29 protein-coding genes are annotated in these 26,267 nt (G+C 45.5%); 18 read left to right on the forward strand and 11 right to left on the reverse strand.

Annotation, left to right across the window (positions count from 1 at the left end):
* Positions 1-286: 286 nt before the first annotated feature.
* The 8 genes from alaS (at position 287) to ASG16_RS19205 (ending at position 8,623) form a co-directional block, all read left to right on the forward strand.
* Entirely contained in the window at positions 287-2,935 is a 2,649-nt protein-coding gene (gene alaS / locus ASG16_RS19170) for an alanine--tRNA ligase (protein ID WP_056497478.1), read from the forward strand.
* A gap of 110 nt (positions 2,936-3,045) precedes the next feature.
* Positions 3,046-3,306, forward strand: coding sequence for an IreB family regulatory phosphoprotein (locus ASG16_RS19175; RefSeq protein WP_007727936.1), 261 nt, complete (start codon positions 3,046-3,048; stop codon positions 3,304-3,306).
* A gap of 9 nt (positions 3,307-3,315) precedes the next feature.
* Entirely contained in the window at positions 3,316-3,732 is a 417-nt protein-coding gene (gene ruvX / locus ASG16_RS19180; RefSeq protein WP_047072727.1) for a Holliday junction resolvase RuvX, read from the forward strand.
* Positions 3,733-3,737: 5 nt separating this feature from the next.
* Positions 3,738-4,028, forward strand: a complete 291-nt coding sequence (locus ASG16_RS19185; RefSeq protein ID WP_005832492.1) for a DUF1292 domain-containing protein — start codon at positions 3,738-3,740, stop codon at positions 4,026-4,028.
* Between the two features lie 147 nt (positions 4,029-4,175).
* Positions 4,176-5,276 carry an endolytic transglycosylase MltG gene (gene mltG / locus ASG16_RS19190; protein ID WP_056497475.1) on the forward strand — a complete coding sequence of 367 codons (1,101 nt, stop codon included), beginning with the start codon at positions 4,176-4,178 and terminating at the stop codon, positions 5,274-5,276.
* A 105-nt stretch (positions 5,277-5,381) separates the two neighbouring features.
* A complete protein-coding gene (locus ASG16_RS19195; protein WP_048032162.1) occupies positions 5,382-6,017 on the forward strand; it encodes an O-methyltransferase in 636 nt (211 codons plus the stop codon).
* A 51-nt stretch (positions 6,018-6,068) separates the two neighbouring features.
* Complete coding sequence (udk, locus tag ASG16_RS19200) at positions 6,069-6,713, forward strand: uridine kinase (protein ID WP_056497472.1); 645 nt, start codon at positions 6,069-6,071, stop codon at positions 6,711-6,713.
* 113 nt (positions 6,714-6,826) lie between these two features.
* Positions 6,827-8,623 (forward strand): peptidoglycan D,D-transpeptidase FtsI family protein, encoded by a 1,797-nt coding sequence (locus ASG16_RS19205; protein ID WP_056497469.1) that lies wholly within the window; start codon positions 6,827-6,829, stop codon positions 8,621-8,623.
* On the opposite strand, the gene ASG16_RS19210 is transcribed toward ASG16_RS19205, so the two are convergent.
* A complete protein-coding gene (locus ASG16_RS19210) occupies positions 8,565-9,053 on the reverse strand; it encodes a Mov34/MPN/PAD-1 family protein (protein ID WP_048032165.1) in 489 nt (162 codons plus the stop codon). The genes ASG16_RS19205 and ASG16_RS19210 overlap by 59 nt on opposite strands.
* A 217-nt stretch (positions 9,054-9,270) precedes the next feature.
* Here ASG16_RS19210 and ASG16_RS19215 point away from each other — a divergent pair, with 217 nt between their 5' ends.
* Both ASG16_RS19215 and ASG16_RS19220 read left to right on the forward strand, forming a co-directional pair.
* Entirely contained in the window at positions 9,271-10,335 is a 1,065-nt protein-coding gene (locus ASG16_RS19215) for an HD-GYP domain-containing protein (protein ID WP_056497467.1), read from the forward strand.
* 190 nt (positions 10,336-10,525) lie between these two features.
* The gene (locus ASG16_RS19220) at positions 10,526-11,092 is read left to right on the forward strand and encodes a GNAT family N-acetyltransferase (protein ID WP_056497465.1); all 567 of its coding nucleotides are present in this window, start codon (positions 10,526-10,528) and stop codon (positions 11,090-11,092) included.
* A 91-nt stretch (positions 11,093-11,183) separates the two neighbouring features.
* On the opposite strand, the gene ASG16_RS19225 is transcribed toward ASG16_RS19220, so the two are convergent.
* The 3 genes from ASG16_RS19225 to ASG16_RS19235 are packed head-to-tail and all read right to left on the reverse strand — an operon-like array spanning position 11,184 to position 15,603.
* Positions 11,184-11,903, reverse strand: coding sequence for a DUF1266 domain-containing protein (locus ASG16_RS19225; RefSeq protein WP_056497462.1), 720 nt, complete (start codon positions 11,901-11,903; stop codon positions 11,184-11,186).
* Between the two features lie 20 nt (positions 11,904-11,923).
* Positions 11,924-13,903 (reverse strand): J domain-containing protein, encoded by a 1,980-nt coding sequence (locus ASG16_RS19230; RefSeq protein WP_056497460.1) that lies wholly within the window; start codon positions 13,901-13,903, stop codon positions 11,924-11,926.
* The gene (locus ASG16_RS19235; protein ID WP_056497459.1) at positions 13,903-15,603 is read right to left on the reverse strand and encodes a molecular chaperone HscC; all 1,701 of its coding nucleotides are present in this window, start codon (positions 15,601-15,603) and stop codon (positions 13,903-13,905) included. The genes ASG16_RS19230 and ASG16_RS19235 overlap by 1 nt, the downstream gene beginning before the upstream one ends.
* A gap of 183 nt (positions 15,604-15,786) precedes the next feature.
* Between ASG16_RS19235 and ASG16_RS19240 the strand changes: the two genes are divergently transcribed.
* From ASG16_RS19240 to ASG16_RS19250, 3 genes are read left to right on the forward strand one after another with little or no spacing between them, the layout of a single operon-like run.
* Entirely contained in the window at positions 15,787-17,112 is a 1,326-nt protein-coding gene (locus ASG16_RS19240) for an SMI1/KNR4 family protein (protein ID WP_056497456.1), read from the forward strand.
* A gap of 56 nt (positions 17,113-17,168) precedes the next feature.
* Positions 17,169-17,597 carry an immunity 22 family protein gene (locus ASG16_RS19245; RefSeq protein ID WP_056497452.1) on the forward strand — a complete coding sequence of 143 codons (429 nt, stop codon included), beginning with the start codon at positions 17,169-17,171 and terminating at the stop codon, positions 17,595-17,597.
* Positions 17,598-17,619: 22 nt separating this feature from the next.
* Complete coding sequence (locus tag ASG16_RS19250; RefSeq protein ID WP_241970795.1) at positions 17,620-18,105, forward strand: ankyrin repeat domain-containing protein; 486 nt, start codon at positions 17,620-17,622, stop codon at positions 18,103-18,105.
* 20 nt (positions 18,106-18,125) lie between these two features.
* Here ASG16_RS19250 and ASG16_RS19255 read toward each other — a convergent pair whose 3' ends face one another.
* Positions 18,126-18,323: a hypothetical protein gene (locus ASG16_RS19255; protein WP_056497449.1), complete on the reverse strand. Its 198-nt coding sequence runs from the start codon at positions 18,321-18,323 to the stop codon at positions 18,126-18,128.
* 204 nt (positions 18,324-18,527) lie between these two features.
* Between ASG16_RS19255 and ASG16_RS19260 the strand changes: the two genes are divergently transcribed.
* The gene (locus ASG16_RS19260; RefSeq protein ID WP_082517336.1) at positions 18,528-18,887 is read left to right on the forward strand and encodes a sigma-70 family RNA polymerase sigma factor; all 360 of its coding nucleotides are present in this window, start codon (positions 18,528-18,530) and stop codon (positions 18,885-18,887) included.
* A 62-nt stretch (positions 18,888-18,949) separates the two neighbouring features.
* Positions 18,950-19,084: a hypothetical protein gene (locus tag ASG16_RS31540; RefSeq protein ID WP_255413023.1), complete on the forward strand. Its 135-nt coding sequence runs from the start codon at positions 18,950-18,952 to the stop codon at positions 19,082-19,084.
* Positions 19,085-19,258: 174 nt separating this feature from the next.
* Here the strand turns inward: ASG16_RS31540 and ASG16_RS19265 are convergent, their stop codons facing one another.
* Positions 19,259-19,516, reverse strand: coding sequence for a hypothetical protein (locus ASG16_RS19265; protein WP_056497446.1), 258 nt, complete (start codon positions 19,514-19,516; stop codon positions 19,259-19,261).
* A gap of 749 nt (positions 19,517-20,265) precedes the next feature.
* Here ASG16_RS19265 and ASG16_RS30695 point away from each other — a divergent pair.
* Positions 20,266-20,415: a hypothetical protein gene (locus ASG16_RS30695; RefSeq protein WP_157966775.1), complete on the forward strand. Its 150-nt coding sequence runs from the start codon at positions 20,266-20,268 to the stop codon at positions 20,413-20,415.
* 1,068 nt (positions 20,416-21,483) lie between these two features.
* Here ASG16_RS30695 and ASG16_RS19285 read toward each other — a convergent pair.
* Positions 21,484-21,741, reverse strand: coding sequence for a CPCC family cysteine-rich protein (locus tag ASG16_RS19285; RefSeq protein WP_082517335.1), 258 nt, complete (start codon positions 21,739-21,741; stop codon positions 21,484-21,486).
* Between the two features lie 1,336 nt (positions 21,742-23,077).
* Here ASG16_RS19285 and ASG16_RS30700 point away from each other — a divergent pair.
* Positions 23,078-23,215, forward strand: a complete 138-nt coding sequence (locus ASG16_RS30700) for a hypothetical protein (protein WP_157966776.1) — start codon at positions 23,078-23,080, stop codon at positions 23,213-23,215.
* A gap of 702 nt (positions 23,216-23,917) precedes the next feature.
* Here the strand turns inward: ASG16_RS30700 and ASG16_RS30595 are convergent.
* Complete coding sequence (locus tag ASG16_RS30595; RefSeq protein ID WP_133257450.1) at positions 23,918-24,109, reverse strand: hypothetical protein; 192 nt, start codon at positions 24,107-24,109, stop codon at positions 23,918-23,920.
* Positions 24,110-24,340: 231 nt separating this feature from the next.
* The gene (locus ASG16_RS19300) at positions 24,341-24,676 is read right to left on the reverse strand and encodes a DeoR family transcriptional regulator (protein ID WP_111914456.1); all 336 of its coding nucleotides are present in this window, start codon (positions 24,674-24,676) and stop codon (positions 24,341-24,343) included.
* A gap of 144 nt (positions 24,677-24,820) precedes the next feature.
* On the opposite strand from ASG16_RS19300, the gene ASG16_RS31545 reads away from it, so the two are divergent.
* The gene (locus ASG16_RS31545) at positions 24,821-24,946 is read left to right on the forward strand and encodes a hypothetical protein (RefSeq protein WP_255413024.1); all 126 of its coding nucleotides are present in this window, start codon (positions 24,821-24,823) and stop codon (positions 24,944-24,946) included.
* A 337-nt stretch (positions 24,947-25,283) separates the two neighbouring features.
* Here the strand turns inward: ASG16_RS31545 and ASG16_RS19310 are convergent, their stop codons facing one another.
* Together ASG16_RS19310 and ASG16_RS19315 are read right to left on the reverse strand one after the other, a co-directional pair.
* Positions 25,284-25,670 carry a hypothetical protein gene (locus ASG16_RS19310; RefSeq protein ID WP_056497431.1) on the reverse strand — a complete coding sequence of 129 codons (387 nt, stop codon included), beginning with the start codon at positions 25,668-25,670 and terminating at the stop codon, positions 25,284-25,286.
* Between the two features lie 141 nt (positions 25,671-25,811).
* Entirely contained in the window at positions 25,812-26,186 is a 375-nt protein-coding gene (locus tag ASG16_RS19315; RefSeq protein ID WP_056497426.1) for a hypothetical protein, read from the reverse strand.
* Between the last annotated feature and the right edge of the window lie 81 nt (positions 26,187-26,267).

Raw genomic sequence — 26,267 nt, forward strand, 5'->3', positions numbered from 1 at the left:
TGGACAAAGTGATTTATGTGAAATCAATGAGGGAACGAGTATGTTGCAGACCTTTTACAGAGAGGGCGCTCCATGGTTGAGAGGGCGACCAAAAGAAGAGCAGCAGAAGGCTACTCCTAAGACCGGGCAAAACCCGGCGGCTTGGCACCGTTAGACGCCACTTAAGCGACAGGCCTTGGCTAAGATACGTGTAGCGAGCCTGTAAGCAGGGTGGTACCGCGAGAAAATCAGTTCTCGTCCCTGAGGGGATGGGGACTTTTTTTATTTTTAGATGAGGAGAATGTAGATGAAGAAACTGACAGGCAATCAAATCCGCCAGATGTTCCTCGACTTTTTTGTAGAAAAAGGACATCGCATTGAGCCTAGCGCTCCATTGGTTCCAATCGACGATCCTTCCCTTCTGTGGATCAACAGCGGTGTGGCGACCCTCAAGAAGTACTTTGACGGTCGAATCATCCCGGACAACCCGCGCATCACGAACTCGCAAAAGTCTATTCGTACAAACGATATTGAAAATGTGGGACGTACTGCTCGCCACCATACCTTTTTTGAAATGCTGGGTAACTTCTCTATTGGTGAGTACTTCAAGGAAGAAGCGATTGAATGGGCATGGGAGTTTTTAACGAGCCCAAAATGGATCGGCTTTGATCCGGCGTTGCTTTCCGTTACGATTCACCCAGAGGACGAAGAAGCATTTGAGCTGTGGAGCAAGAAAATCGGTGTTCCAGAAGAGCGAATCATCCGACTGGAGGGCAACTTCTGGGATATCGGAGAAGGCCCAAGCGGACCGAACACGGAAATTTTCTATGACCGTGGAGAAGCGTTCGGAAACGACCCGAGCGACCCTGAGCTGTACCCAGGTGGGGAGAACGAACGCTACCTGGAAATATGGAACCTGGTATTCTCTCAGTTCAACCACAATCCAGACGGTACCTACACGCCGCTGCCTAAGAAGAACATTGATACGGGGATGGGTCTTGAGCGCATGACGTCTGTCATCCAAGGCGTAGACAACAACTTTGAGACAGACCTGCTGTTCCCGCTGATCGAAAAGACCACGGAAATCTCCGATGTGAAGTATAAAACAAGCCCTGAGATGGATGTAGCATTGAAGGTTATCGCTGACCATGCACGTACGGTTGTGTTTGCGATCGGTGACGGTGCGCTTCCATCCAATGAAGGACGTGGCTACGTCATTCGCCGTCTACTTCGCCGTGCCGTACGTATGGGGAAAAAGCTGGGCGTAGAGAAGCCATTCCTGTACAGCTTGACTGAGACAGTAGGTACGATGATGGGTGAGTTTTACCCAGAGGTTGTCCAAAAGCGTGCGTTCATCGAAAAAGTCATTCGTGCCGAGGAAGAGCGTTTCCACGAGACATTGAACGACGGTCTGGCGATCCTGTCTGACATGGTGAAGGCAGCAAAAGAAAGCGGAAAGACACAACTGTCTGGTCATGATGTCTTCAAAATGTACGATACGTATGGATTCCCTGTTGACTTGACAGAAGACTTCGCAGACGAGCAAGGGCTGACTGTCGATCGCGATGGCTTTGATCAAGCGATGGAAGAACAGCGTGAGCGTGCACGTGCAGCACGTCAAGATGTAGACAGCATGCAAATCCAAGGTGGTCCATTGTCTGATTTGACGGTTACGAGCCAATTTGTTGGTTATACTGAATTGGTAGCAACAGGTAAAGTTGAAGCGATTATTTTGGACAACCAGTTGGTAGAAGAAGCAGAAGAAGGTCAAACCATACAAGTCGTTCTGAGCCAAACTCCTTTCTATGCAGAAAGCGGCGGTCAGATCAATGACGAAGGTTACCTGATTTCTGATATCGTGAAAGCACGTGTGACAGATGTACAAAAAGGACCAATGGGTCAAAATGTACATTCCGTCATCGTCGAAGCAGGTACCCTGCGCAAAGGCGATGAGGTTCGCGCGGAAGTGAACCGTGAAGCACGTCTGGCTATCACCCAAAACCATACAGCGACTCACTTGCTGCATCAAGCACTCAAGGATGTCCTGGGAACGCATGTCAATCAGGCAGGTTCCTTGGTAGCACCAGAGCGTCTCCGTTTTGACTTCACTCACATTAGCTCCATTACGTCAGAAGAACTGGAGCGTATCGAAGCGATCGTGAATGAAAAAGTGTGGGCAAATCTGAGTGTCGAGATCTCCAACAAACCATTGGCTGAAGCAAAAGCGATGGGCGCGATGGCGTTGTTCGGTGAAAAATACGGCGACGTTGTACGCGTTGTAAAAGTGGGCGAATACAGCTTGGAGCTGTGCGGTGGATGCCATGTGAACAATACCGCGGAAATCGGTCTGTTCAAGCTGGTTAGCGAGAGCGGTATCGGCGCAGGTACACGCCGGATTGAAGCAGTAACAGGACGCGGCGCTTACCAGTTCTTGAACCAGCAGTTCACTACACTCAAAGAAGTGGCGCAAGCACTTAAAGCACCAGTACTGGCAGAAGCACCTGCACGTGTAGAAGGTCTGCAACAACAATTGAAAGAAGCTCAGCGTGAAAACGAGTCCCTGCGTGCAAAACTGGGGAACATCGAGGCAGCGTCGTTGACGGATAAACTCCAACAAGTAGACGGCAAGAATGTACTCGCTGCACGTGTTTCCGCTGTCGATATGGACAACCTGCGCGGCATGGTAGATGAGCTGAAAAACAAACTCGGTTCTGCTGTCATTGTGTTGGGTGCAGTCGATGGGGACAAGGTGAACCTCGTTGCAGGTGTAACCAAAGATCTCATGGATCAAGGTATCCACGCTGGCAAGATCATTAAGGAAGTCGCAACCCGCTGCGGTGGCGGCGGTGGTGGACGTCCTGATATGGCACAAGCTGGCGGTAAGGACCCATCCAAGCTGCAAGAAGCACTGGATGCAGTGGTTGACTTCGTGAAGAGTCAAGCAGTATCGAAATAGTGCGATTGCGCAAGAAATTTGTATAATCGACAGGAGTAAATGAAATCCGAGTCGAATACAAAAAAGAGTAGGTAACCAAAAGAGTCTCAAAGGAAATCGAGGTGTTGATTGTGAGTTCGTTGGATAATACCATGAAATTCACGGTGCCCAAGGAAGCGAATGCGGCGGATGTGCAAGAAACATTGACAGAGGTGTACAAAGCCCTGCAGGAAAAAGGATACAACCCGATCACCCAGATCGTAGGTTACTTGCTTTCTGGCGACCCGGCGTTTATCCCACGCCACAACAACGCGCGGAGCCTGATCGGCAAATTGGAACGGGACAAAATCATAGAAGAGTTGGTGACCGTTTACTTGTCAGAGCGCAAGTAGACCTTAACGATGACACGATTGATGGGGTTGGATGTAGGCGACAAGACAATTGGAGTGGCTGTCAGCGATGAGCTGGGATGGACTGCGCAAGGAGTAGAGACCATCAAGCGACAATCCAAGGAAAAGGATCTTGCCCGCCTGAGCGAATTAGTTTCGCAGTATCAGATTGGGGCTTTCGTCGTTGGTTTGCCCAAAAACATGAACGGAACCATAGGCCCGCGTGCTGAAATGTGTCAAGCATTTGGCAAGCTTTTGGAGGAACGCATGTCTCTTCCTGTCCACATGTGGGACGAACGCTTGACGACGATGGCGGCAGAGCGTATGCTGATTTCTGCTGATGTCAGCCGTCAAAAGCGAAAGACAGTGATAGATAAAATGGCGGCCACTTTAATCCTCCAAGGATATTTGGACGCGAAATCGAGGTGACCACAATGAGTGAAGAGATGATGGAAGAGTTCGAAGTGGGCGATGTGATCGCGCTGACGGAAGAAGGTACCGAGGAACCGCGAGATTTTCGTATCATGTACATTTTCGACATTGAAGACCGCAGCTATTTGGTGCTCGTACCAGTAGATCAGGAAGAGGAAGAAGAGTATGAGGTTCACTTCCTGCGTTATGACGGTACAGACATGCTCCAGCCAATCGAGGATGATGAAGAGTGGGAGCAAGTAGAAGCTACCTTCGAAACTTTGATTGCTGATTTGGAGAAAGACGGAATTTAATAGATTCGTGGAAAGAGAGTCCGCAACTGGCGGGCTCTTTTTTTATGTCTTTTTTCGCCAAAATCACCCATGAAGTGACAGTTGGATAAGCCTCTTGTATAATGAATGGGATGGAGATAAAGAGACCCTAAAGGGAGGATTTCTAGCTTGAAACCAATGTCAGCGAAGCCTGATTTTAACCCCGGCCGCCCTGTGACAAATCGACGCAGACGTGGCGGACGAATTGTGATGTGGCTGGTAGCCTTGTTGTTGTTGATCATTTTGGCAGCGGGGGGAGCAGCGTGGTACGTGTACCAGCAATTACAGCCAGTTGCAGGTGAACAGACGGTGAAGAACGTGGCAATTCCGTCCGGTTCATCCGTACAAAAAATCGGTCGACTTCTGGAAGAACAAGGTCTGATCCGAAATGCCGATGTATTTAATTACTACGTGAAGTATAAAGGCGTGGCCCCTGATCTTAAGGCAGGAGAATACCAATTTACGACTGGCCAAGCCATTGACGAGATACTAACTGCCATGGTGGAAGGAAACACGGTGATCAATGCGAACCGATTTACGATCCCAGAAGGCTGGAATGTTGAACAGATCGCAGATCATCTCGAGAAAGAAGGCATTGTAGAGAAGGCAGCATTCTTAAAAGAAGTAAATGAAGGTGCATTCCCCGACTATCCTTTTGTCGCAGCCATACCGAAGCATGCAGATCGAAAACACCGTCTGGAAGGGTATCTGTTCCCGGAAACGTATGAGGTGGACAAGGATGCTACAGCACATGATGTCGTCTCGCGTATGCTGGCTCAATTCCAAAAGGAATGGAAGCCAGAGTGGACAGAGCAACTGAAGCAGCACGATTTAACCCTGGATGAAGCGGTTAATCTCGCATCGATCGTTGAGCGAGAAGTAACTGTAGACAAGGAGCGTCCACTTGTAGCAGGCGTGTACTACAATCGGATTCGCGATAAGTGGCCGTTGCAGGCTGATGCTACCGTTCAATTTGTTCTCGGGAAACAACGAGACCGTCTGACCTTCGAGGACCTAAAAGTAAAAAGCCCGTACAACACGTACACAAATCCTGGCTTGCCACCGGGGCCGATTGCAAGCCCAGGCAGAGCTTCACTTGAGGCAGTCGTTAATCCGGCTAAACACGACTATTTTTTCTACGTGACGAAAAAAGACGGAACGTCCGAGCACTACTTTTCCAAAACACTGCAAGAGCATGAAGCAAATGATAAGAAAAGCAGGGGAAACTAACCAAGTTTCCTCTTTTTTTTGCATGCGATCAACGGTGCTTGACGTAGCCAAGCTTTCTCAAGGTGTGCTATAATAATTCGGTTGTAACGAAAGAGGAGTGAAATCATGATTACCAATCCGGCAATTGACGACTACGTGTCAAGCCTGGTTCCCGAGCGTTCTTTGCTGCTCAAGCGATTGGAGCAGGAGGCGGCAGAGGAAAACATTCCGATTGTGCAGCTCCCGTCCGCTCAAGTCATGCGGATGTTGTTGTTGCTGCATCGTCCCAAAGCGATTCTTGAAGTGGGTACGGCAATTGGCTATTCCACGATTTGGCTTGCAGAAGCTGCACCGGAAGCGCGAATTGTCACAATGGACATAGATGAAGATCGATTGGTGAGAGCACGGGAAAATATAAAAGAAGCAGGATGTGCAGATCGTGTGGAGATACTCTCACGTGACGCCACTTTAGGGCTGCCGGAGTCGTATCAATTTGACTGCTTGTTTATCGATGCAGCCAAAGGACAGTATCGAGTATTCCTCGATTTATATCTACCGCTTCTTCGCGAAGGCGGTTTGGTAATCAGCGACAACGTCCTGTTCCGAGGACTGGTGGCGACCCCAGAAGAAGCGGGCAAGCGTCAGCGTCCGATGGTGGACAAGCTGCTCTCTTATAATTCACATCTGATGGAGCGTCCTGATTTAGAAACGACATTTATTCCAGTCGGAGATGGGCTGGCCATCAGTATGAAAAAGAAGTAAAAACATAGGGTCGTAAACGTGTAAAGCATCATGAGGAAGGGGACATGAAGCATGGGTAACCCCGTATTGATTGGGGTAGCGGGAGGCAGTGGTTCTGGAAAAACGACTGTTGCAAAGGAGCTGTACCGCCAGTTCCAAAATGATAGTGTAACGATGATTGAGCAGGATTCCTACTACAAGGATCAAAGCCATTTGAGCCCAGAAGAGCGGGCGTTGACGAACTATGACCATCCCTTCGCTTTTGACAACGATTTGTTGCTTGCGCATTTGCAAGAGCTGATGCAAGGAAAAGCGATCCAAAAACCGATCTACGACTTCAAGGTGCATAACCGTAAGCAAGAGCAAATCCAGGTCGACCCGAAGGATGTCATCATTCTGGAAGGAATGCTGATTCTGGAGGATGAGCGGATTCGTGATTTGATGGATATCAAGGTATTTGTCGATACGGATGCGGATGTGCGTATTGCACGCCGAATCGTACGTGACATCGAAGAGCGCGGTCGTTCCCTTGATTCAGTGGTGACACAGTACTTAAACGTTGTTCGACCGATGCATTTGCAGTTTATTGAGCCGACCAAGCGATATGCAGACGTCATCATCCCAGAAGGCGGCTACAACCGAGTGGCATTGGATCTGTTATCCACGAAGATCAGCAATATTTTATTGGAGAAGCAACAATTCGCCAATCAATCATAAACACCTAAAAGTGCACCGTGACGTACGGTGTGCTTTTTTCTTTTTTCTTTGTTCGTTGTTTCTGTCGCGTTCATTCCGGCAATACTGGTGAAAAAAGCCAGGGAGGGAATTCGATGCAGCTGGATCGACGAATCAAAAGACGTCACTTTCTTGTATTGCTGTCCATGTCGTTGTTATGGCTCGGTTTGGTCGCGCGCTTGTGGTGGATTCAACTCGGATCGCCCCATCGGTTTTCTCGGCATGGCGTTGATTTGGTAAAGGCAGCAGTAAAACAAAGACAGCAAAGCATTGTACTGCATAGCGGGCGTGGCGATATCGTAGATCGAAATGGGTACGCCTTTACCGGAGAAGAGCATCTCGCCTTGATTTTGTTCCCGTTGGCACGTGGGAGCCTGCAAGGAACAGATGGCTTGCAGCGATTGGCTCAAATAACCGGAGAATCCAAGGAACGGCTGTCGGAGACGATGGAAAAGGCAAAGGTACCGCTGCTCATGCGAGAGGAATCCGGCAAGCTGGTGATGCTCACCGAGCGGCAGGCTGAGGAAATCAATGCACTTGCCATCCCAGGAGTAGTGGCATTGGCGGTGACAGAGCGATACCGCGCGGATGAAGTAGCCAAGCATCTGATTGGTTTTATCCATAAAAATCCCGACATGGTGCAGAAGCTGTATCCAGATGAATGGACCAGCGGGAAAATGAATGCCGAGAGCACGCTGGGAGCATCGGGTCTGGAGCGAAGCTTCGACCGGTTTTTACAAGGGGTAGAGCCGTCTGTCTTGTCCTATTATGTAGATGGGCATGGACAACCGCTCCGAGGGTTGGATATTCGCTATACAAAGCAGTCGAATCAATACTATCCGCTGTCATTAACGACTACCTTGGATGCAGCAATCCAACGAAGCATGGAGGCAGCAGCCGATCAAGTAGGCTTAAAAGAGGGCAGTATCGTCGTTTTGGACGTACAAACAGCCGATGTTCTTGCAGTTGTAAGCCGCCCTACGTATGATCAAACAAATGTCACGGGAAACGCAAGCGACTGGAAGAATCGCGCATTCAAGCAACTCCCGCCTGGTTCTGTCTATAAAACAGTGGTAGCAGCAGCCGCGTTGGCGGAAGGGATTGTTTCACCAATTGACCGTTTCACATGTACAGGGGAGTACGGGAAGTACCAATTCTCCTGCTGGAAAAAAGAAGGTCACGGCAGTGTGACACTGGAAGAAGCGTATGCCCAATCCTGCAACATTGCGATTGCCCATATTGCCAAGCTGGTGGGCGGAGAAAAGTTGGAGGAATATGCAAAAAAGCTGGGCTTGACCACTCAAGTGGGTCATGTTACCCCCAATCTGTATAAACTCAAAAACTTCAAGCAACTGGATGGCGAAGAACCGGGGAGAGTCTTTGCAGAGGGAGTATCCCGCGACGATGAAGGCGTCCTGATTCAAAGCGCCATAGGTCAACGGGATGTACGAATATCCCCCTTGCAAGCAGCCAACATGATGGTAACGATTTTGCGTGGTGGTCAAAGCTCTCAAGTACGGTTAGTAAAAGAAATCGCATACCGAAATGGTCAGTCGTTCCATACGTTCCCAGAGCAGGGGCTCGCTTTGGACGGAATTGACTACGTCACAGCCAATAAATTGCGAAAAATGATGCGCAAAGTCGTCACCGAGGGAACAGGACAGATGCTCATGAATTCCACTTGGCAGGTGGCAGGCAAAAGCGGGACTGCACAAATCGGGGATGCGAATGGAAACAACCATCTGTGGTTTCTCGGGTACGCCCCGTTAGAAGAGCCGCGTTACGCTATTTGTGTCGTGGCAGAAAATCAGCCGAGCTGGGGGAAAAACCAGGCTATGGAGCTTTTTCACCGAGCTGTTGCTGAGCTTGCCGATCATACAGCTCAATCTTGACCTCACGAAGAGTATTTCCGAGGATGAAGCCTCTTGCGTTAATTTGATTGTTTTTACCTAGCCCGACGATCAGCATGAGGGGAGAGGAGGACATGTACATGGACTGCGACGCTTTTGCCCAAATGGTTCTCTTATCACCTTTGCTGGGAGATAGGCGTTTTACCGTATGACTATGCCAATCACCGATGTATTTCCATTGTCGATGTCTGCTTAATTTTCGGACGAGCTTATTGAGATGCGTGTCATCGAAAAAAATAGAATGTGGCTGGTGAATCGCATTTGGGCCTGGTTCACTTGCATACGTAACGACCCATCTATCTTCACCAAGTGGGTATCCCATCATGACCCCTCCTGTTTCAAGCGAGGGTTTTTTTCGTACGGCCTGCTCAATCTGTTTCCACGCTTTTGGTGTGATGTACAGCGTCGTCATGAGACGTTCGTCCCTCCTTGATAAAACCACTGACATTTGCTTGATATCATATGTATGCGAATAGTGAAATGTCCCGGCGTCCAGCAAAGTTATGAATTGTCGAAAAAAAGATTGTAACTCATCCTCTTCCTTTCTATAATTTGAGTAAAAGTGTGAGTTCAAAAAGTCGACTTTTTGAACAACCTCTAAAAAGACGGAGACTGGAAAGGTTGATTGTATGCCTTTGGCACCTGTTGATCTCTCACTGATTGGACAAGTTTTAGCGGCTGATTTGTACACCGAACAAGGAATTTTGCTGCTGGGACAAAACACGACGGTCACGCCAGCCCATGTGATCCTATTGCAAAAGCAACGAGTCCGTGAGGTTGACATTATACAGAGTCTGACGGAGGGAACCGGTGAAGAAGTTACTTCTCAGCTATTCCAGCTAGAGGCAGATTCCGAGACTGTTGCTGCTTATGTACAAGCCCTCGACAAAACGAGATTACTCTTCGATGAACTGACAGTTGGCGGGGCACAGAGTCTTGAGCATTTTTCCAACATCTTTTTTGATGTAGCAGAAAAATCGACGAAGCATTTGGGATTGTTCCGGAACTTGTACGTACTGGAAGGGGCAGACAGCTATACATACCGACATTCATTAAATGTAGGGATTCTCTGTTCGCTCATTGCTCGCTTGATGAAATGGGATGAAGAGCGAATAGCATTCATGGGGACAGCCGGATTTTTGCATGACATTGGGAAAATGAGGGTACCGAAGGAAATATTGCTTAAGCCAGGCAAGCTAAGTGAAGAAGAATTTGCGATCATGAAGAAGCATACTGTCTACGGTTATGAAATGATCCGTGAGATGGAGGGTGGATCTGAGCTGTTGGCTTTGTGTGCCTTGCTGCATCACGAGCGACTCGACGGGTCTGGCTATCCGGAGCAAAGAAAAGGCGATAGCATTCCGATCGAATGTCAGGTGCTCGCCGTTGCCGACATGTTTGATGCGATCTGTTCTGATCGGGTGTACAAAGGGAGGACGTCCCCATTCGAGGCAGCACAGCTCCTGTGGAAGGAAGCCTGTAACGGGGCGTTAAATGTTGAGATCGTTGCACAGTTTGTCCGCTACATTGCCTTGCTGTACGTAGGTGCAAAGGCGAGGTTGAGTAGCGGGGAAGAAGTCGAAGTGATTCTTATCCATCAGGATGAACCGATGCGGCCGCTGGTCAGAAGAATGGGTGAATTCCTCGATTTGCGTCATGATCGCAAGCTGACGATTGAAAAAATGATTGGATAGGAAAGACGACGCGAAAAAGGTGAAACCGCTCTTGGAAAATGAGAGCGGTTTCATTGTTGCTGATCTGTGAACGATCGTCGGGAAAGCTCGATCAGTTTGGCAGATTGTGACACAATGATAGTGTGCATGATAGACAAAGAAACGAAAAGAGCCGTGTCGTGCGAATGCTCGAAACGCAAGGAGGAAACACATGATACGCAAAGCGGAACCCACAGATGCAGCTTTTGCTGCGCCATTAATTTATGATGCCATTGGAGATATCGCGCATACGTTGACAGGTGCAACGGAGGCAGCAGATGCGATTCGCATGATGGAGGAGTTTTTTGCGAAGGAAAAGAACCGGCTCAGCTACGAAAACGCGGTGATAGCCATGGATGCAGATGTACCGGTAGGACTGGCGCTCTTTTATCATGGAAGCCAAACAGAGGTGCTCGATCGTCCCTTCGTTGAGCATGTCAAACGTTTGACTGGCGAGACGATTACGCTTGTAAAAGAAGCAAAGGATGACGAATTTTATTTGGATTCTGTCGCGGTTGATTCCTCATGCAGAGGGAAGGGGATCGGATCACTTCTGCTGGATGCCTTTGAAAAAGAAGCGATTCAGCGCGGGCATGACCGAATCGCTTTGCTTGTTGACGAGGAAAAACCACGTGCGCGTAAGCTGTATGAATCGCTCGGCTATCGTGAGGATGGGACAGTGATCGTAAGCGGTCATAAATTGAGCCATATGGTGAAGGACCTATCGGATAGGGAGTAAGAAGACTTCTATCAAGGCTAGTTACAAGAACAAAAAACGTTTCGCATTGGACATAAAGTGAAAAGTCCGAGGGAAACGTTTTTTCGTAAGCTTAGCTGCTAAAAGAAGGTAAGCTTTCTACTTGAGGAGAGGGTAGGTAAGGTGTGAGATCAAACTTCCAGTCAAATTCACGGATCGGACTGTACTTACCCGTCAGGAGCTTCAAAATATGAGCTTCGGTTGCTTTACTCGTATTTTTTGATGCGCCTGCTTCGTCGAAAAGATTGCCACATGCATACGCAAATAAATACTCTTCCCAGCTCGAATATGCGAGTTGGATTCGCTTGGCTACGTCCAGCATGCTTTCTACGGCATCTGTCTTGGGAATATAGGACTGTTGGGCGCCCGCTTTGCAAATAATGAGGTACCAGGCGTAATCAAAGGCGGCAATGCCGGCATGTGGGAGTCTGTTCATGTACGAGTAAACAACCAACTGCCGGGCTGACTCCATGTCGCCTTTTTTTAAGGATGCGATGTAATTGGAACGATTGGCAGCGCTGAGTGCGGATAATACGTGGCGATGCTGATCAAATTCAGTTCTTCGCCCATGTTCCAAAAGCCATGTCAATCGCTCTTGCGTTTTGGCTGCATCTCCCGTATCCCATCTGTTATCGATTCGAAGCCGCAGAAAGGTATCGCGCAGGCGGTTGTATTCGTGGATGGCCAAATAATACGCGAGCCGCTTCTGATTTAAGCAAACAGAGGAGAGAGCATGCAAGTAGCGCCTTAACTTTGGATCGATCTCTTTTTCGTTTTCTGCTTCTTTTGTCATGGAAATCCTCTCTGCCTCCTTTAGTGGAATGTCAATGCTTTGCGAGTTTTGGGAATCTCACGAATGATACGGATGTAATACAACAGGGAAATCATCGCGAGAATGCCCAGAAGCCATGATCCCGTCCATCCTTTTTCTTCTAAGTCAGCCTTGGCATTGATATACGTATCGGTCACGAGAACCGCATTGTGCGGATGTCTGCGTTTGTCCAAAGCATTTACTATGACAGGCAACATCTCACCATCCGGTATCGCCTTGTGCGTTCCTCGCATCGTAATGGAATGCTTGTCATGAATTTCTTTGGCATGGTCGTAGTCCGTAATGACAATGATCGCTTGTTGCTCCAGATAACCCACAGTTACATAACCGGTGTCAGCGTTTAATAGATCTCGCTCTTCGGCTTTGGCAGCAGGAATGAACTCGGCTTTTGGCTCGGGATGCTTCTCTTTGTCATAGACGCGGAGCATATTGATATAAGACGCTTTGGTCAATGTAAATTCCACCTGGTAGCCAAGCGGAGTTTGTTTTAACTCGTCGATCGTCTTTATTTGGACAGGTTTATATGTATTGACCAAGGAGTCAAACATCTGCTCCGGAGTCATCTCCAGCTTCATGGAGACAACAGTAAACATAGCGTAATGGAGCAGAAGGAGAAAAATAATCGTCCAAATGTTACGTCTGGTGTAGATGGCGAAAAACTGCTTGAACCTTGATAGATTGCCAGGCAGCCCGAGTGCGCGTAAGTTTTTTCTCCTAGCGCCTTTGGCCAGCTTGTTCGTAGCGGGCTCGGTCACCTTGTTAAACGGTGACTGTATTTGTGTCAGGCATATCTTCGCGTCGATATCGGAGGGATTATGCGAAAGCAGCTCCTGAAAAACCTCTTGAGCCTTCTCCCATTCCCCTAGCTGAAGATAGCCTTTCCCCAGCAAGCTGCGAGCGTCCCACAGTTCTGGCATGCGAGCGAGAATTTCCTCGCAATCCTTGATCGCATCAGCAGCATCTCCCTTTTCGAGGAAAAGTCGCGCACGATACAGATACGCATCGATGTTATCTGGATCGAGACGTAATAATTGATCAAAAGTATGAAAGGCACGATTCTTATTTCCGGTTCGCAAAAAATATTCGCCCTGTAAACGGATCAAATCGGGGTCAAGAGCGTACAGGGCATGGGCTTTTGCCAAATAGCCCTGAGCCGTTTCCCAATCATTTTCCATGAGGGCAAATAACGCATCGCTGCGCCATTCAAGAAACGCTTCAATATCCAAGTCCTCGCGATTCTCAAAAGAGTGGTAACGCAGCGTAAAGGTCCGATTGAGCTGCCCGTTCAGGTAAGCGATAAAACGTCCTGAGAGCTGGCTTGCGAGCTTTTCCGATTTCTCCCGCCATTGAAAATGGGAATCGAGCAGCATCCACACCTCATGAGGCAAATGGTAGTGTTCTTCTAAAAAGTGGAGAAATCGCGTATCGATGAGTTGATGGCAGCCGACATTCCACATGGCCTCGTCATTCAGCAACTCACGCCAGTTTTCAAGCTGGATACGCTCATAATAGTTATCGTACAGCTCTTGCGTACGGCGGAAAAAACGCTCTACCATATCATCGGGGTTCAAGGAGCGTTCGGAATGATCGTAGCTCTCCGTGAAATCGTACCGCTTGGGAATGGGGATTTCTTCTTGAGAGTCTACTTCTTGCGTTGTTTCCTCTAAAAACCTGTCAAACAGTGTGAGCCGCTGCGGTGGATCGAAGGTAGGCTGCTCTTCTTCTTCCGGTTCATGATCCTCCCACTCATCCAGTCTTTCCGGTAGGGGCGTTTCTTCGAACATACGATTCCGCTTAGTATTGCGTGTGTACTTCAGGGCGAGGTCATACGCCTCTCGCAATTGCTGAAAGCCTTCAGGATCAACTTCCGGATTGTGCACCTTCAACTTTTTGGCATAAGCCTTTTTTATCTGGGCAGGATTGTCCGTCGGTTCAATCCCGAGAATCTCCCAAATCCCCATTAATACTCATTCCACCCTTCAAACATGTCCAGTTGCTGCTTCAATTCTTCTGCTGCTTTGGCGATGTCTCTTTCGTTTTGGGTGGAGAGGACACTTTCGAAGCGGCGTAAGTAATTCGCAATGATCATCCGGTCTTCGCCCAACGCTTCCTCATACATACGCTCGCCTTTTGCCAGAAGTAATCGATTTTCGGATCGCTCTCTAGGGTGGATTTTAATGTTTTGAAGAGCTTGAAAACGCTCCTCAATTTCTTTTTTTGATAGGCTACCCGGACTTTTTTCGATGACGGCCTTGGTTTTGACGCCTGTAGAGACGACAGTCACTTCGACTTCCAGAATTCCGTTGATGTCATATGTATAACGAACATCGATAGACTCCTCGCCCTTTTTGGCAGGGGGAACTTTTACATTCAATTCGCCAAGCTTGAGGTTATGTTCGACACGACGGCTTTCCCCTTGATAGACATCAACGAGTATGGAGCGTTGATAATCGTTAACGGTATATAGCCGTTCTACCCGGCTGACCGGGATGGGAGTATTGCGCTCGATGATCGGAAAAAAGTAGCCATCCTCGTGTTTGCCGTTTGCCATGGTTTGTACAATACCCGTACCGAGTGTGTATGGGCAAACATCGGTCAAAACAAGCTCGTTTAACGCCTGGTTGCGTTCCTTGAGTGCTGCCTGAATCGCTGTTCCCAATGCAACAGCCTCATCAGGATTAATATGCGAATAGGGCAGTTGGCCAAATATTTTGCTTACGATGGATTTGATAAGCGGCATCCGCGTTGCACCGCCAATAAGCACGATTGCGTCCAGTTCCCGAGGGGAGATGGATGCGTCTCGCAATGCACGCTCGATCGGTTGACGAAGTCGTTGCAGCAGAGGAAACGCGAGATTTTCCAGCTGATTCCGGCTGAGAGTCGTTTCAACCAGCGCTCCCTGAATATTGACACTCATTTTCCCTTCTTGGTCGGAAAACATAGCGCGCTTGCACAACTCAGCTTGTTTGTGGATGGACGAACGTGTTTTGCTGTCAAGCGAGTTGATGTCGAGTCGATGGGCTTCTATAAAATAAGAGGCAATCAGATCGGTAAAGTCTTCGCCGCCCAAAAAGTTGTCTCCAGCGATTGATTTTACTTCCATGACACCTTCGAACATTTCCAAAATAGAAACGTCAAACGTTCCGCCACCTAAATCGAATACGAGGAATTGTGTCTCGGATTCCTCCTGATGGAGGCCATATGAGATCGCGGCGGCAGTCGGTTCGCTAATCAAGCGTTCTACTTTCAGTCCAGCAAGCTCTGCCGCACGTTTCGTTGCTTTGCGTTGTGTGTCGTTAAAATAGGCGGGCACACTGATAACCGCTTCGTGAACGGGATGCCCTAAATGAGCCTCAGCGTCCGCCTTCAAAGATTTAATCACAAACGAGGAAAGATCTTCGGCAGAAAGGGAATATCGCCCCAGTTGGTACCTTTTTTCTGTCCCCATAAACCGTTTGAAGGTAGAAGCAGTCCGATCAGGGTGAGTTAAGAGGCGCTCTCGGGCGATTTTTCCAATCAAGATCTCGCCGTTCTCATCGACGCTGACTACAGAAGGAGTCAGTGTTTCTCCGAGCGCGTTTGGAATGAGCACGGGGCCATTCTCAGTCCAGTAGGCCACCAGACTGTTCGTCGTGCCCAAATCAATTCCAATGGTGGTCATCAGCTAGGTCCTCATTTCTGTGTTTTTTCTACTAATATCGGTAAAAGTAGAGGCTTTGTAGATCATTTTACCATGAAAAAAATGGATATAATTGGTGCTTTAGTAGGATATGAAATCGAATTTTAGATAAAGAAAATAGAAATAGAATTCGTAAGATAGAAACGACAAACGAGAGAGGTCGTTATGCCGATGCAGCAGCGAATGGAAAAATGGTTTGAAGCGTGGAAATTACTTATGCACGATATGGAGCGACAGGGTGCTCAGGTTTGGCCGCTCACGATAGAATCACCAGCGGCGCTGGAAGAAATCGAAAGAAGAGAGGAAAGTCTCGGGATCCGCTTTCCCGCGACGATCCGTACTATTTTGCTTACGGGCAGCAGTCAAGTTCAAATTAATTGGTCGTTGCCATCTCGAGCGTTAGATCCTTTTTCACTCAGTGGAGATTTGGGATGGTCATTGGATGCATTTGAGTGGCCGTACTTTGGTGGAGACGAAGAGGATGAGGATGAGAAAAGGTATCTTTGTTTTCACGTCGGCGGTAATGGCGACATGCTGCTCATCGATTTGTCGACAGGCGCAGATGACCCACCCGTCTATTCATGGGGGCATGAGACAGACGAATTTTTATTGCTCGGCAAAAGCTTTACAGAGTTCGTAGAGCGAGTCACGGAGCTCGGCTGTATTGGGGCAGAGTGCTGGAATTATGAAGCGCTTGCCGGGGCAGAGGGACTTGATGTGGAGGGGCAAGTCGCACAAGAGTGGAAAGAATGGCTGCAAATCTATCGGACGCTAACCTTTGAAGAGGCCGCACAAGATTTCGAGAAGCTGGTCTTGTTTGCAAAAATGCATGGTGCAGGAGATTCACGTATCCAAGAGGCATTTGTTCAGTACGATTGGGAGCCGATTTTGCATAAATGGGTAGCACAAATCGAGCAGGAAACCTCATCAAGCAATTTGCTACTCTGGTGCCAGCTCATTGTCGAGACAGTAGGCAAGAAGGCAGAGAGCTGGGTACGTTCGCTCTGGGAGTCCGAGCCACATTATGAACGGATAGGCTCGAGTCTACGTGCCTATGTAACGGCAGCTTGTTTGCCAGAAGAAGAGGGCTTGCAGCGAGTTTTGGCTGAAATGGACGAGGTCGTTGCCAGAAAAGAATGTCTGGTTGGCTATGCTGCCAACAGTCATTTGCATCACTTTCGCTCCCGTGAAGTCATTTTGTGGATGGAACCGCATGTGGCGTACCCAATTGAAGGCTGGGATGAGCTATTCGCGGTATCACGTCCGCAATGGGATGATCTGAATCGCTGGCTGGACGGAAATGAAGCACAGCGGCAGATTGCGTTAAGTGCTTGGGGGAAGATGCTCGCAAGTGGTGAGTCTCCCTCCGGTGAAGCGAATTGGCAAGAAATCAATCGGTTGCTGGATGTAGCATACGAAAAAGCCATTCTGCGCAAGGAAAAGGAGCGTGTAGATCGCATTCGTGCTTCCTTGGAAATAGCAAAGCATTAGACGAAGGGGTATGAACCCGTGTTTGTACAAGAGGAATGGAGCGAGGGGGAAAGACAATGAGAAATGTGGTAACGGTATGGGGAACAACCTTGCAGTCTTCTGATGAACTAGCGGATTTTCTGACTCCGGTTTACGATGAAAACGGGGATGTGATACCGTCTGGCTTTTTAACAACGTCGGGCCTTGAATGGATAGACGAGGACTTTTTTGAAGTGCATGAGGTACAGGATGCAGAGGCCAGAGCGGACTTTTTCACGTATTTGGAAAACGAATATGCGATGAATGCAACACTGGATAGAAAAGAATGGCCCAAACAGTTAGAAGAGGAGATTGGCAAGTACCCACATGTGATTTTGCTGTACGGCAATGAATCGCGGTACGGTCCGATTAACGAAAAATTGTTCGATCTCACTGAGGGCGGGCAAGAAAAAGAGGCACCAGTGGTCCTGCTCGCCAAGCTAGTATTTGAGACAGAGGAGCAATAAGGAGCAGGAAGGAGTGAATAGGATGGGAGAGACAGAGATGACTTATCATTTCGCAGATTTATATGATGCAGCTGAACTGGGAGACATTGAGCTCGTAAAAAAGATTGTCACGCAACAGCCGGAATTGCTGCATGAGAAAGATGAGTATGAGTTTTCCGTACTGCATGGAGCTGTGATGACAGACGATGTCGACCTTATTGCGTACTTGGTAGCACAGGGAGCAGATGTCCATGCGAAAAACGATGAGGGCATTACCCCATTGCATATTGCACTCTATCCAGAGGTTGCAGAGGTGCTCATCGCGCACGGTGCAGATATACATGCCAGCGCTCATGATGGAAGTACCCCGCTGCACACACAGGTTGCGGATGGAGAGGAGCGTGTGGATGTGGTAGAGCTGCTCCTGGCTAAAGGTGCGAATCCTAACCAAAAGGATATGGAGGGGCAAACACCATACGATATAGCACGCGATCGAGAAGACGAAGAGATGATGGCTTTATTTGAATAGGGGAAAAAGGTAAGCGTCCGTTATGATTTCGGACGCTTTTTTTCTTGCTCGAGTGCTGTGACTCGTCTTTCCAGCTCGTCGATGGCTTTTTGCTTAATTGCCGTGCGTTTTACGATGAACAAGCAGCAAGCAATGACAAGTGCTATAGGCAGGAAGAGGATGACGAGTTGAATGAGTACAGTACCCCATTCGATCGACACAGAGCCAAATTCTATCATGGGTGAACGCTCCTATCATTCATTTTGTTCATTTTACCAAAATTCCCGATTTTTTCTAAGCTTCATCCATATGCAAAAATGTGAATCCTTTACCATACAAGCAACAGTGAATTAATCGACAACAACTCCCTGCGTACAGGCACGCATAGGCGACCGCCCACATAAGGATAGAAGTAAGCTATTCCAGACGTGGAGGTGGCAGCCATGTCCAGCATTATCGCGGCGCTTTCCCTTGTTTTTAAAGAACTTCTTGTTTTTGTGGCTTATGTCAAGAACAATGCCTTCCCGCAACCGCTTCAGGACACCGAAGAAGAAAAGTACCTCCGACTCATGGCCAAAGGCGACCCTTACGCCCGCAACAAGTTGATTGAGCACAATTTGCGTTTGGTGGCGCATATTGTGAAGAAGTTCGAGAACACAGGTGAGGACAGTGAAGATCTAATTTCCATCGGTACCATCGGCCTGATCAAAGCAATCGAGAGTTATCAGGTGGATAAGGGCACCAAGCTGGCTACGTATGCTGCGCGTTGTATTGAGAATGAGATAGTAATGTCAAAAGAGTAGCAAGAAAAAACAATCTCAAATTTAGCCTAATTTCAATATTATTGCTACAGGGCAAAAAGAATGTGGAAACATGGATCATTATTGCTAAGAGTTTGGGTGTAAGATCCGCCAAAGTAGCATCTGAATTACGTGAATATAAAAAGCTAGTCGCTGAACATATGGCGAAGCAAAATGGCGAGGAACCGTGGGCAGCGTAAAGCTGCTCCGCTCTCCCTAGAAAGGCGGGATCATATGGCAACCGTTAAACCAGCTCCAAACCATCCTTGGAGACGAAAATTTATAGCGACAAGTCAGGAGAACTCCTTCGTCATCATTATGCCACGAGGAGACTGGAACAAAAAAGATAGGAACAAAAGCTCAATTATGTTAAATCACTCATCACTTTTACTAAAGAATCGAAATGCGTAAAAACTTCCAACACCTAACAGGATTGCACCTGCTAAACGGTAAGCATCAATAAAAGATTGTTTCATGATGTGAAAACCGGCGGTATCCATCGAGCCAAACATATCAACTCGAACATATTCGTTGGCAGCATCATCCCCAAGGGTAGGGCTCTTTATCAAAAGATAAAAGCCAATAATGGAAACCAGAATGGAGATTATTTTTAGAAGAGATGATTTTCTCAAAATACTCATCCTTTGTTTGAAAGTTACAAAGAAATACTTACTTTAAAACATCTAGAATTAGGGAGGTTGACCCAACAAAAAGTGTTATCAATAAAATTGCACAAGCGATAGTTACAGCTCGCCATGACTTGGCATAAAGAACAGCACATAAAAAAACAAATTCAACAATGACAATAAGTACCCATGAATCAAAATTCATAAAACACCTCAATAATGTATGACATCAGAATTAACCATATATTACCACAGGTGGTCGGGGCAAATAGTAATTAACACAATGCTCAATATGCAATTTCAGGATGTCCGCTACATTGTAGCTGGATTGTTTACGGACAATTGTTTTACCCTAGGAAATTCAAGTGGGGTAAAGCAAAAAAACACATAATTATCCGGATAATAACCAAAATCGTGTGTAAAGAGATATGGCAGCTTTTTAACAAAATATTTTAGGTTGGATTGTCTAATCTTTTGGCAAAGTTCAGAAGGCAGATACATTGAGTTGGAGACATTAATTATGATTGGGACATGGAAGGGAGTGTGTTTGAGTTTTTTTCTCCAATACGCAGATACGCTAATCTCAAAACAGATATCTACCAAAAGCTGTTTATGAATCTTTTTTCTCAGCCTCTTATTCATAATTCATCACCATATGTCTCTGCAAAACAGAGAGTTTAGTTGGAGTTTAAATAACTTTTTGTAAGGAACAAGCAATTTAACACAAGGTGTAGGGAGATAAGGAGGGCAGCAGCGTGACAAACGAACAAAAGGAAGCCATCAAGAACAGGTTAAAGTCAGCGGAAAAACGGTTCCAATGCACTGGAGGCGGACAAAAGTTCACCGTCCTTGTCTCGCTCTCTTGTTACTGTGGAGGTCAAATACAGCCACTTCAATCACTCTGATCAAAATAGTTATTTTGTTACGGTGACATAAATCGTATCTAGTAATGCGAAAACTTGAAAAGCGGCCACACCAAACATAATAAAGGCCATCTTACGGTTTTTCTTCAACTCAAATGTTCCTAATGAAGCCATGAAAACGGCAAGGCATAGCATTGTCAATATTCTTAAGAGAGGCGCATGTGTAAAAATGTTCACTATTGCAATTGAAAGGGCAACTATCGAAAAGATATTGAACCAAAGAGGTCTATTTTTCATTCGAATCACCAAAAATTCCCTTTTTGCAACAATTTTAACAGATGGTTTGATGGAATGCACTTAACACAACGGTAATTAAATATATGGAACAACTTCAACAATCAAAAGAAACACGTATGCTCCTAAAAATGCTGTAGTGATTGCAGAACCAAGATATTTATTCTGATTATGAATTATTTGCCGGAGAGTATAAAAAAAGCTTAGGAAAAACAAAGCGACGATTAAACAAACGTAGTAAATCATCCAAAGCATCCTTTCAAAAAGAAGAATAATCCAAATTGTACCAAAAATAATGCTGTAGAACAAATTTACACAACACACGATTTGATAAACGGGAGATTATTGCAATGAAACGTGAAATGTCAGAAAACCTTAAAAGCATTACTATCGGACAAGTTTTGGAGTATCGGAAACAGAGGCAAGAAGCAAAAACGATGGGGGATTTTAAGACTTTGGGTAGGGAAATCCGAACAGACACGGACTAACAGATAGGGAAGCAATCGCTTTGCTTAACCTAGAGATCAACATCCAAGTTTAACACAAGCTCAATTATGTTAAGTCCTAGATTGCTCCTAAAAAGAATGTGAAGGTAAAGACCATCCACGCAAGTAGAACTGAAGCAAGCCATAGGCTAGATTCGTAATCCTCATCTTTGACGATTTTTTTCACAATTCTTGTTAGAACTACTAAAAACCAAATAGCCAAAAAGGGGTTAAGGTATAACGCGGATACGGCAATGATAGCGTCCAAGACAATCGCTTCATCCAAATTATACCATATGAATGGTGTTTATTATCAAAATGCTCAGTATGTTTAGCCAGATAGTGGCTTCCAATTTGGATCGCGGACATCGTGCTCGGTGGGTTGTCTGTTTACATTAATCCCATTTTGGAATTTGTCTTGGCCTTGTCGAAGTGAGTAAACATTTGCCCCACCTTCTTCATCAGGATAAAGAAATTGACCATAATCATCTTCCCAGAAACAAATTTCACAAATCAAGTTTGTGCCAGGTGGTTCTTTATCTAAAGTTTTGTATCCGCAGCAAGGGCAGGTGTATTTTTCAGTAGACATAAGCTCACTCCCGATTCTAGAGATGACTCAATGATATATGAAAAATATGGCTTTTACACAATGTGTATTCAGGTAAGAGGGAGGAAAGCGGAATGACACCTTTAATGTGGTGTAACGGTGAATGTTTAGTGTGGACGAAAAAATATTCTGCTACCGGCGTCTGCCAAGAGTGTGGGGCGGGGGCATTATCTGCTGGTGAGGGTGAACCGGATTTATATTTTGAAGGGGGTTTATCACAATAGTTAGGGAGAGAAATAAAAAACCTTAAGCAAGAAATGCTTAAAGTTTAAATTCACTTCTTGGATTTTATATCTTCAACTTCACGGGTAAGCACCGCAACTTGTCTTCTGAGTTCGTTTGATGGTTCTGCAAATCGTCTTCCGATAATAATTGCTGTACACAGTAATACCCCTATAACACCAGAGAAAGTAACAAAAAAGAAGAAATTTACCCCAAGCAAATGGACACCTCATTCTCATTATACTTTTGTAACCATATAAATTTGATTGAATGTATAGGTCAGGAGGTTTTTAGTGTGTCAGTTATGAAAGTAGCTTAACAAAGCGGTAATTTTGTTACAACTTCAGAAACTGAAAAGCCAGCACAAAAACTAAAAATGCACCGAGTCCAAAAAAAGTGTAAGCTCTAGCTCTGTTTCTGCTCAGTGCAAATGTTCCTAAAGAAACCATGAGAACAATCAAACCAAGTGTATTTAATAATTCTAAAAATGGAGCATCGGATATTAGTGAAGTTATTGCAATTACAATGACAATTATTGCAATGACAATTAACCAAAGAGGAGTCCTTTTCATAAGACACACCCAGTCCCTTTTTGGTTAATTATACCATATGGATCAATATGTTGCATGTAACACATCACACGCTGGAGTACAGGATAATTTTTTATACTTCCAAGCCTAGCTTTTCAACGAGAAAATCTCCATTTTCTATTGCAAGTACTTGTTTTTCATTCTGATAATCCCAGCCATTTTGTAGAGCATACTTTACTATTTTTGCGCATGTACGTGGCGTACAAAAATTGGCATACCAACTTATTGCCCAAGAAAATGAGATTAAAACGTATGATGTTTTGGTTCTTGCTGGGTAGAGAGTAAATCTAATGCTATTGCGGTTATCTGTTTGATCAATTACGCAATGAAATAAAGAATTATCAACTACTACTTTTTTTACTTCCTTCGTAAATAGCTTAATAGAGTGTTCCCCCTTAATGCTTTTGGGTCTACTAACTGAGCATTTTACCATATTAGGAAGCGGGTGGAGATGTTTTTCGGTCAGTTTGCACAACAATCGATGCGATAAATGGGAGGGTGTCTCAATGCAACGTGAAATGTCAGAAAATCTAAAATGCATTACTATCGGACAAGTTTTGGAGTATCAGAAACAGAGGCAGGAAGCAAAAACAATGGGTGATTCAAGGCTTTGGGCAGGGAAATCCAAGAAAGACATAGACTAACGGATAGGGAAGCAATCGCTTTGCTTAACATAGAGATCGACATCCAAGCTTAACACAAGCTCAATTTTGATAAATAAGGAAATAAAAAGACCATCCCTCTGCCACATGCATGGCTTTTGGACAGCCTTCTTGGTACTTTCATGAGGTTAGCTACATCTACTACGGGCAGATACAATAGCCTTGCGGGGTTCTTATGCACCCAGGTTTTGTTCCGCAAGGTTTCCAAAAGTTATCTTTGCCGATCATTTTAAGGGCTTTTTTCAGCATTATCATTCACCTCCAAAAGGTAATTTTTACCAATAAACACATCTTAACATATGTAGGAAACTATAAAAACACCAATTTTCAGAATCATCCAGACTGTAGTTTAACAAATTGCTCAGTAAGTATAGAGGGTGATAAGCGGTGTACGAAAAACCATTGTGCGATTATGGGGGAGAGTTAGTTTTCTGTGTGCAAGAAGCAATCACAATCACCAAAAGAATCACAAAGAGAGGCCAAATAAGTAAAAGAGAGTCCATTAACAGGTGTGGTTCCTCAACACGAAATTGGGAAAGGTTACAATGCCAAGAATGCAATCGAGAGTATGAAATTGAACGAGATAGTAAAGGGAGAGTAATTCGTGGCGATGATTGGTCTTAGCAAAATGTGTACAAAGAAAAACCAGCCCTACATTTTTTAGGGTATGGCTGGTTTGATAGATTACTGTCGAGGCCATGGATCATTGCTCGGAGGAAGATGAGGATCTGGCAAGTGAAGAGGCTTCTCTGGATCAGGTGGCTTCGGTATAGGATGAACATCAGGAGGTTGAGGCTTCATTTCTGGCGGGTAAGGGTGAGGGTCAGGAAGTTGAAACGGCTTGCCTGGATGAGTATTAGAGGTTTCGTTACTCAAATCTTTGTCCTCCTTCTAGATATGTCTGATCATATATATTCTGATTAAATTTCAAAAAGATATGTATTCATTATTAGCGGTTGGTTAGGAGATACCCAGTGCAGGAAGGGAAGGGGGAAAAGCATTTGCGCTTGGGAAAAGCGGTCATATATCAAAACGGTAATGCAAGATAGTCATTTGCAAATAACAAAGAAGTGTCCCGAAGGACACCCCCTAATTGAACAGCATTATTTATGCTCTTGAAAGTGCATAGATTTCAACCAAAAAGTTTTCTTGTGCACCCTTGGGACTTCCAATGTAAAGAGAGCGAGTAGAAACAACATCTGTGATTTTCTCGCTAACTACTCCAGTAAGATGAGTAGGATCATTGCCTCCACTAACATCTTGACTGACAGAAAAACTAATTTGATTAGGATTGGAAACCCCACTTATTACCCATTGAAAATTAACTGTGTCTGGCGGAAGGACTTCTGTACCAATATTTGAGCTAGAGCGATGCGATTGACCAGGCAATGGGGAAGGAGCGGAATAAATAGCGCCGATAAACGTTGACTTAAGTGCACTCATGAAAAACACCCTCTCAGGAAAGTAACTACATGAAGATCATATTTCAAAAAAATGGTAAATATGCAATCGATTTTAAACAACTCACTAGAAGTACGGGGGCATTTTACAAAACACACGATTTGTTAAATGGGAAGGGGCATGATTATGTACGATGATATCTATGATCAAGAACCATTGACGGAGGAACAAGAATTTGGAATGACGATCAGTGAAATGATCGATAAAGAGGTTGAACGCCGATTGGAGGATAGATTGAGATTTGGCTATTGAGGGAATCCAACAAAACAATGGGCGAGAGTCTACACGACTTTACTAAGGTCGAATTTATTTTTAGGCCGGAAAGGGTGTTTGGGTATTTCGCTGAGGGGCGCTATGCTTGGGAAAAGAAGGATGTAAAGTCAATCGATCCAGTACCTGCAAAAGGTCAACAAGGACTCTGGAATTGGGAGAAACGGGATGTCTGAATTAGACAAAATGCCAGATGTATAAGAGTGGCCGGAAAATTACTATTGCAACTTAAGACCGGATATGTGGAAATGCGTAGCAGAGGAGGGAGAGGGTAACAAAAGAGTCCTTCTATATTACTGAAGGACTCTGGTTTAATATCTTATTCAACACTAAAGTAGAGCGTCTTTTCCACGCCACCGTACTCAACAGTAAACCAGCCAACATCATTTCCTGTAGATCTCGTCGCTTTAACCATAGCATATTCAGTTTTAGGTTGTTTGATATACTCGCATGCTTGTTCATCCGTTACGTTAACTTCATTTGATACAAGCTTGGATGTTCCGTCCGAAAAATAAGCAGTTACCCAAATAGGAGCATAGTCATAAGGATAGAAATTGTAAGGGATATCTTCTTCAATAACAAGCTTGGTGACAGTCACTTGGGCCGTAACATTTGATTGAACAGTTTGAGGTGTTGCGGCACTCGCTGATGAAATAATGGCAAAGACTGCAAAAATGGATAAAGCTACTGATGCTAATCTTTTCATTTCTGTCATCTCCTAATATTTGAATTCATATAAAGATTACCTTTGGATACAAAAAAATACAATATTTTCAATTCCGAAATATTCTTTATTTCGAATGGAGAACAGGATTGAACACAATATTTCAGGAATAAACTGGAGATTTTAGTCATCCCAGTTTTCGAAAATCGAATCGCCAGCACACCACTTCTCGTAATCAAAAAGTTCAGGATTTTGGATGAGTTGAGATGAACGAGCTACCCATTGTTGGATGAACGTATTTCGATTGGAAGAAGCCTGTTCTACAAAAGAACGAACTTCTTCAAGGTGGTTTTTATTATTTTTAATTTTGACAGCATCACCTACTAATAGATATAGACAAGCTAGAAAGACTTTTCGCTTATCCTTTGCTACTTTCGGGTTAACAGATAGTGATAATAGCAAAGGAGCAGTATCTATAGTAGTGATAAATAGGTCCCAATCTTGATGTGGTAACTCTGAATCATTTGAGAAGGCCCATTCGCGGATGTCATAAGTCATCGTATCAACTACTTTCTATAAAAAAATAGCCACCAGCTGGAGAGCCGTGCAAAACGACTCCTATAATATGTAAAAAGACTG

Source organism: Brevibacillus sp. Leaf182 (assembly GCF_001423865.2).
Classification (GTDB): Bacteria; Bacillota; Bacilli; order Brevibacillales; family Brevibacillaceae; genus Brevibacillus; species Brevibacillus brevis_C.

Coding starts and splice junctions, on each gene's coding strand:
- alaS (WP_056497478.1), top strand. CDS start 287: ATGAAGAAACTGACAGGCAATCAAATCCGCCAGATGTTCCTCGACTTT.
- ruvX (WP_047072727.1), top strand. CDS start 3,316: ATGACACGATTGATGGGGTTGGATGTAGGCGACAAGACAATTGGAGTG.
- ASG16_RS19185 (WP_005832492.1), top strand. CDS start 3,738: ATGAGTGAAGAGATGATGGAAGAGTTCGAAGTGGGCGATGTGATCGCG.
- ASG16_RS19195 (WP_048032162.1), top strand. CDS start 5,382: ATGATTACCAATCCGGCAATTGACGACTACGTGTCAAGCCTGGTTCCC.
- udk (WP_056497472.1), top strand. CDS start 6,069: ATGGGTAACCCCGTATTGATTGGGGTAGCGGGAGGCAGTGGTTCTGGA.
- ASG16_RS19205 (WP_056497469.1), top strand. CDS start 6,827: ATGCAGCTGGATCGACGAATCAAAAGACGTCACTTTCTTGTATTGCTG.
- ASG16_RS19210 (WP_048032165.1), bottom strand. CDS start 9,053: ATGACGACGCTGTACATCACACCAAAAGCGTGGAAACAGATTGAGCAG.
- ASG16_RS19215 (WP_056497467.1), top strand. CDS start 9,271: ATGCCTTTGGCACCTGTTGATCTCTCACTGATTGGACAAGTTTTAGCG.
- ASG16_RS19220 (WP_056497465.1), top strand. CDS start 10,526: ATGATACGCAAAGCGGAACCCACAGATGCAGCTTTTGCTGCGCCATTA.
- ASG16_RS19225 (WP_056497462.1), bottom strand. CDS start 11,903: ATGACAAAAGAAGCAGAAAACGAAAAAGAGATCGATCCAAAGTTAAGG.
- ASG16_RS19230 (WP_056497460.1), bottom strand. CDS start 13,903: ATGGGGATTTGGGAGATTCTCGGGATTGAACCGACGGACAATCCTGCC.
- ASG16_RS19235 (WP_056497459.1), bottom strand. CDS start 15,603: ATGACCACCATTGGAATTGATTTGGGCACGACGAACAGTCTGGTGGCC.
- ASG16_RS19240 (WP_056497456.1), top strand. CDS start 15,787: ATGCCGATGCAGCAGCGAATGGAAAAATGGTTTGAAGCGTGGAAATTA.
- ASG16_RS19245 (WP_056497452.1), top strand. CDS start 17,169: ATGAGAAATGTGGTAACGGTATGGGGAACAACCTTGCAGTCTTCTGAT.
- ASG16_RS19250 (WP_241970795.1), top strand. CDS start 17,620: ATGGGAGAGACAGAGATGACTTATCATTTCGCAGATTTATATGATGCA.
- ASG16_RS19255 (WP_056497449.1), bottom strand. CDS start 18,323: ATGATAGAATTTGGCTCTGTGTCGATCGAATGGGGTACTGTACTCATT.
- ASG16_RS19260 (WP_082517336.1), top strand. CDS start 18,528: ATGTCCAGCATTATCGCGGCGCTTTCCCTTGTTTTTAAAGAACTTCTT.
- ASG16_RS19285 (WP_082517335.1), bottom strand. CDS start 21,741: ATGTCTACTGAAAAATACACCTGCCCTTGCTGCGGATACAAAACTTTA.
- ASG16_RS30700 (WP_157966776.1), top strand. CDS start 23,078: ATGCAACGTGAAATGTCAGAAAATCTAAAATGCATTACTATCGGACAA.
- ASG16_RS19300 (WP_111914456.1), bottom strand. CDS start 24,676: ATGAGTGCACTTAAGTCAACGTTTATCGGCGCTATTTATTCCGCTCCT.
- ASG16_RS31545 (WP_255413024.1), top strand. CDS start 24,821: ATGTACGATGATATCTATGATCAAGAACCATTGACGGAGGAACAAGAA.
- ASG16_RS19310 (WP_056497431.1), bottom strand. CDS start 25,670: ATGAAAAGATTAGCATCAGTAGCTTTATCCATTTTTGCAGTCTTTGCC.
- ASG16_RS19315 (WP_056497426.1), bottom strand. CDS start 26,186: ATGACTTATGACATCCGCGAATGGGCCTTCTCAAATGATTCAGAGTTA.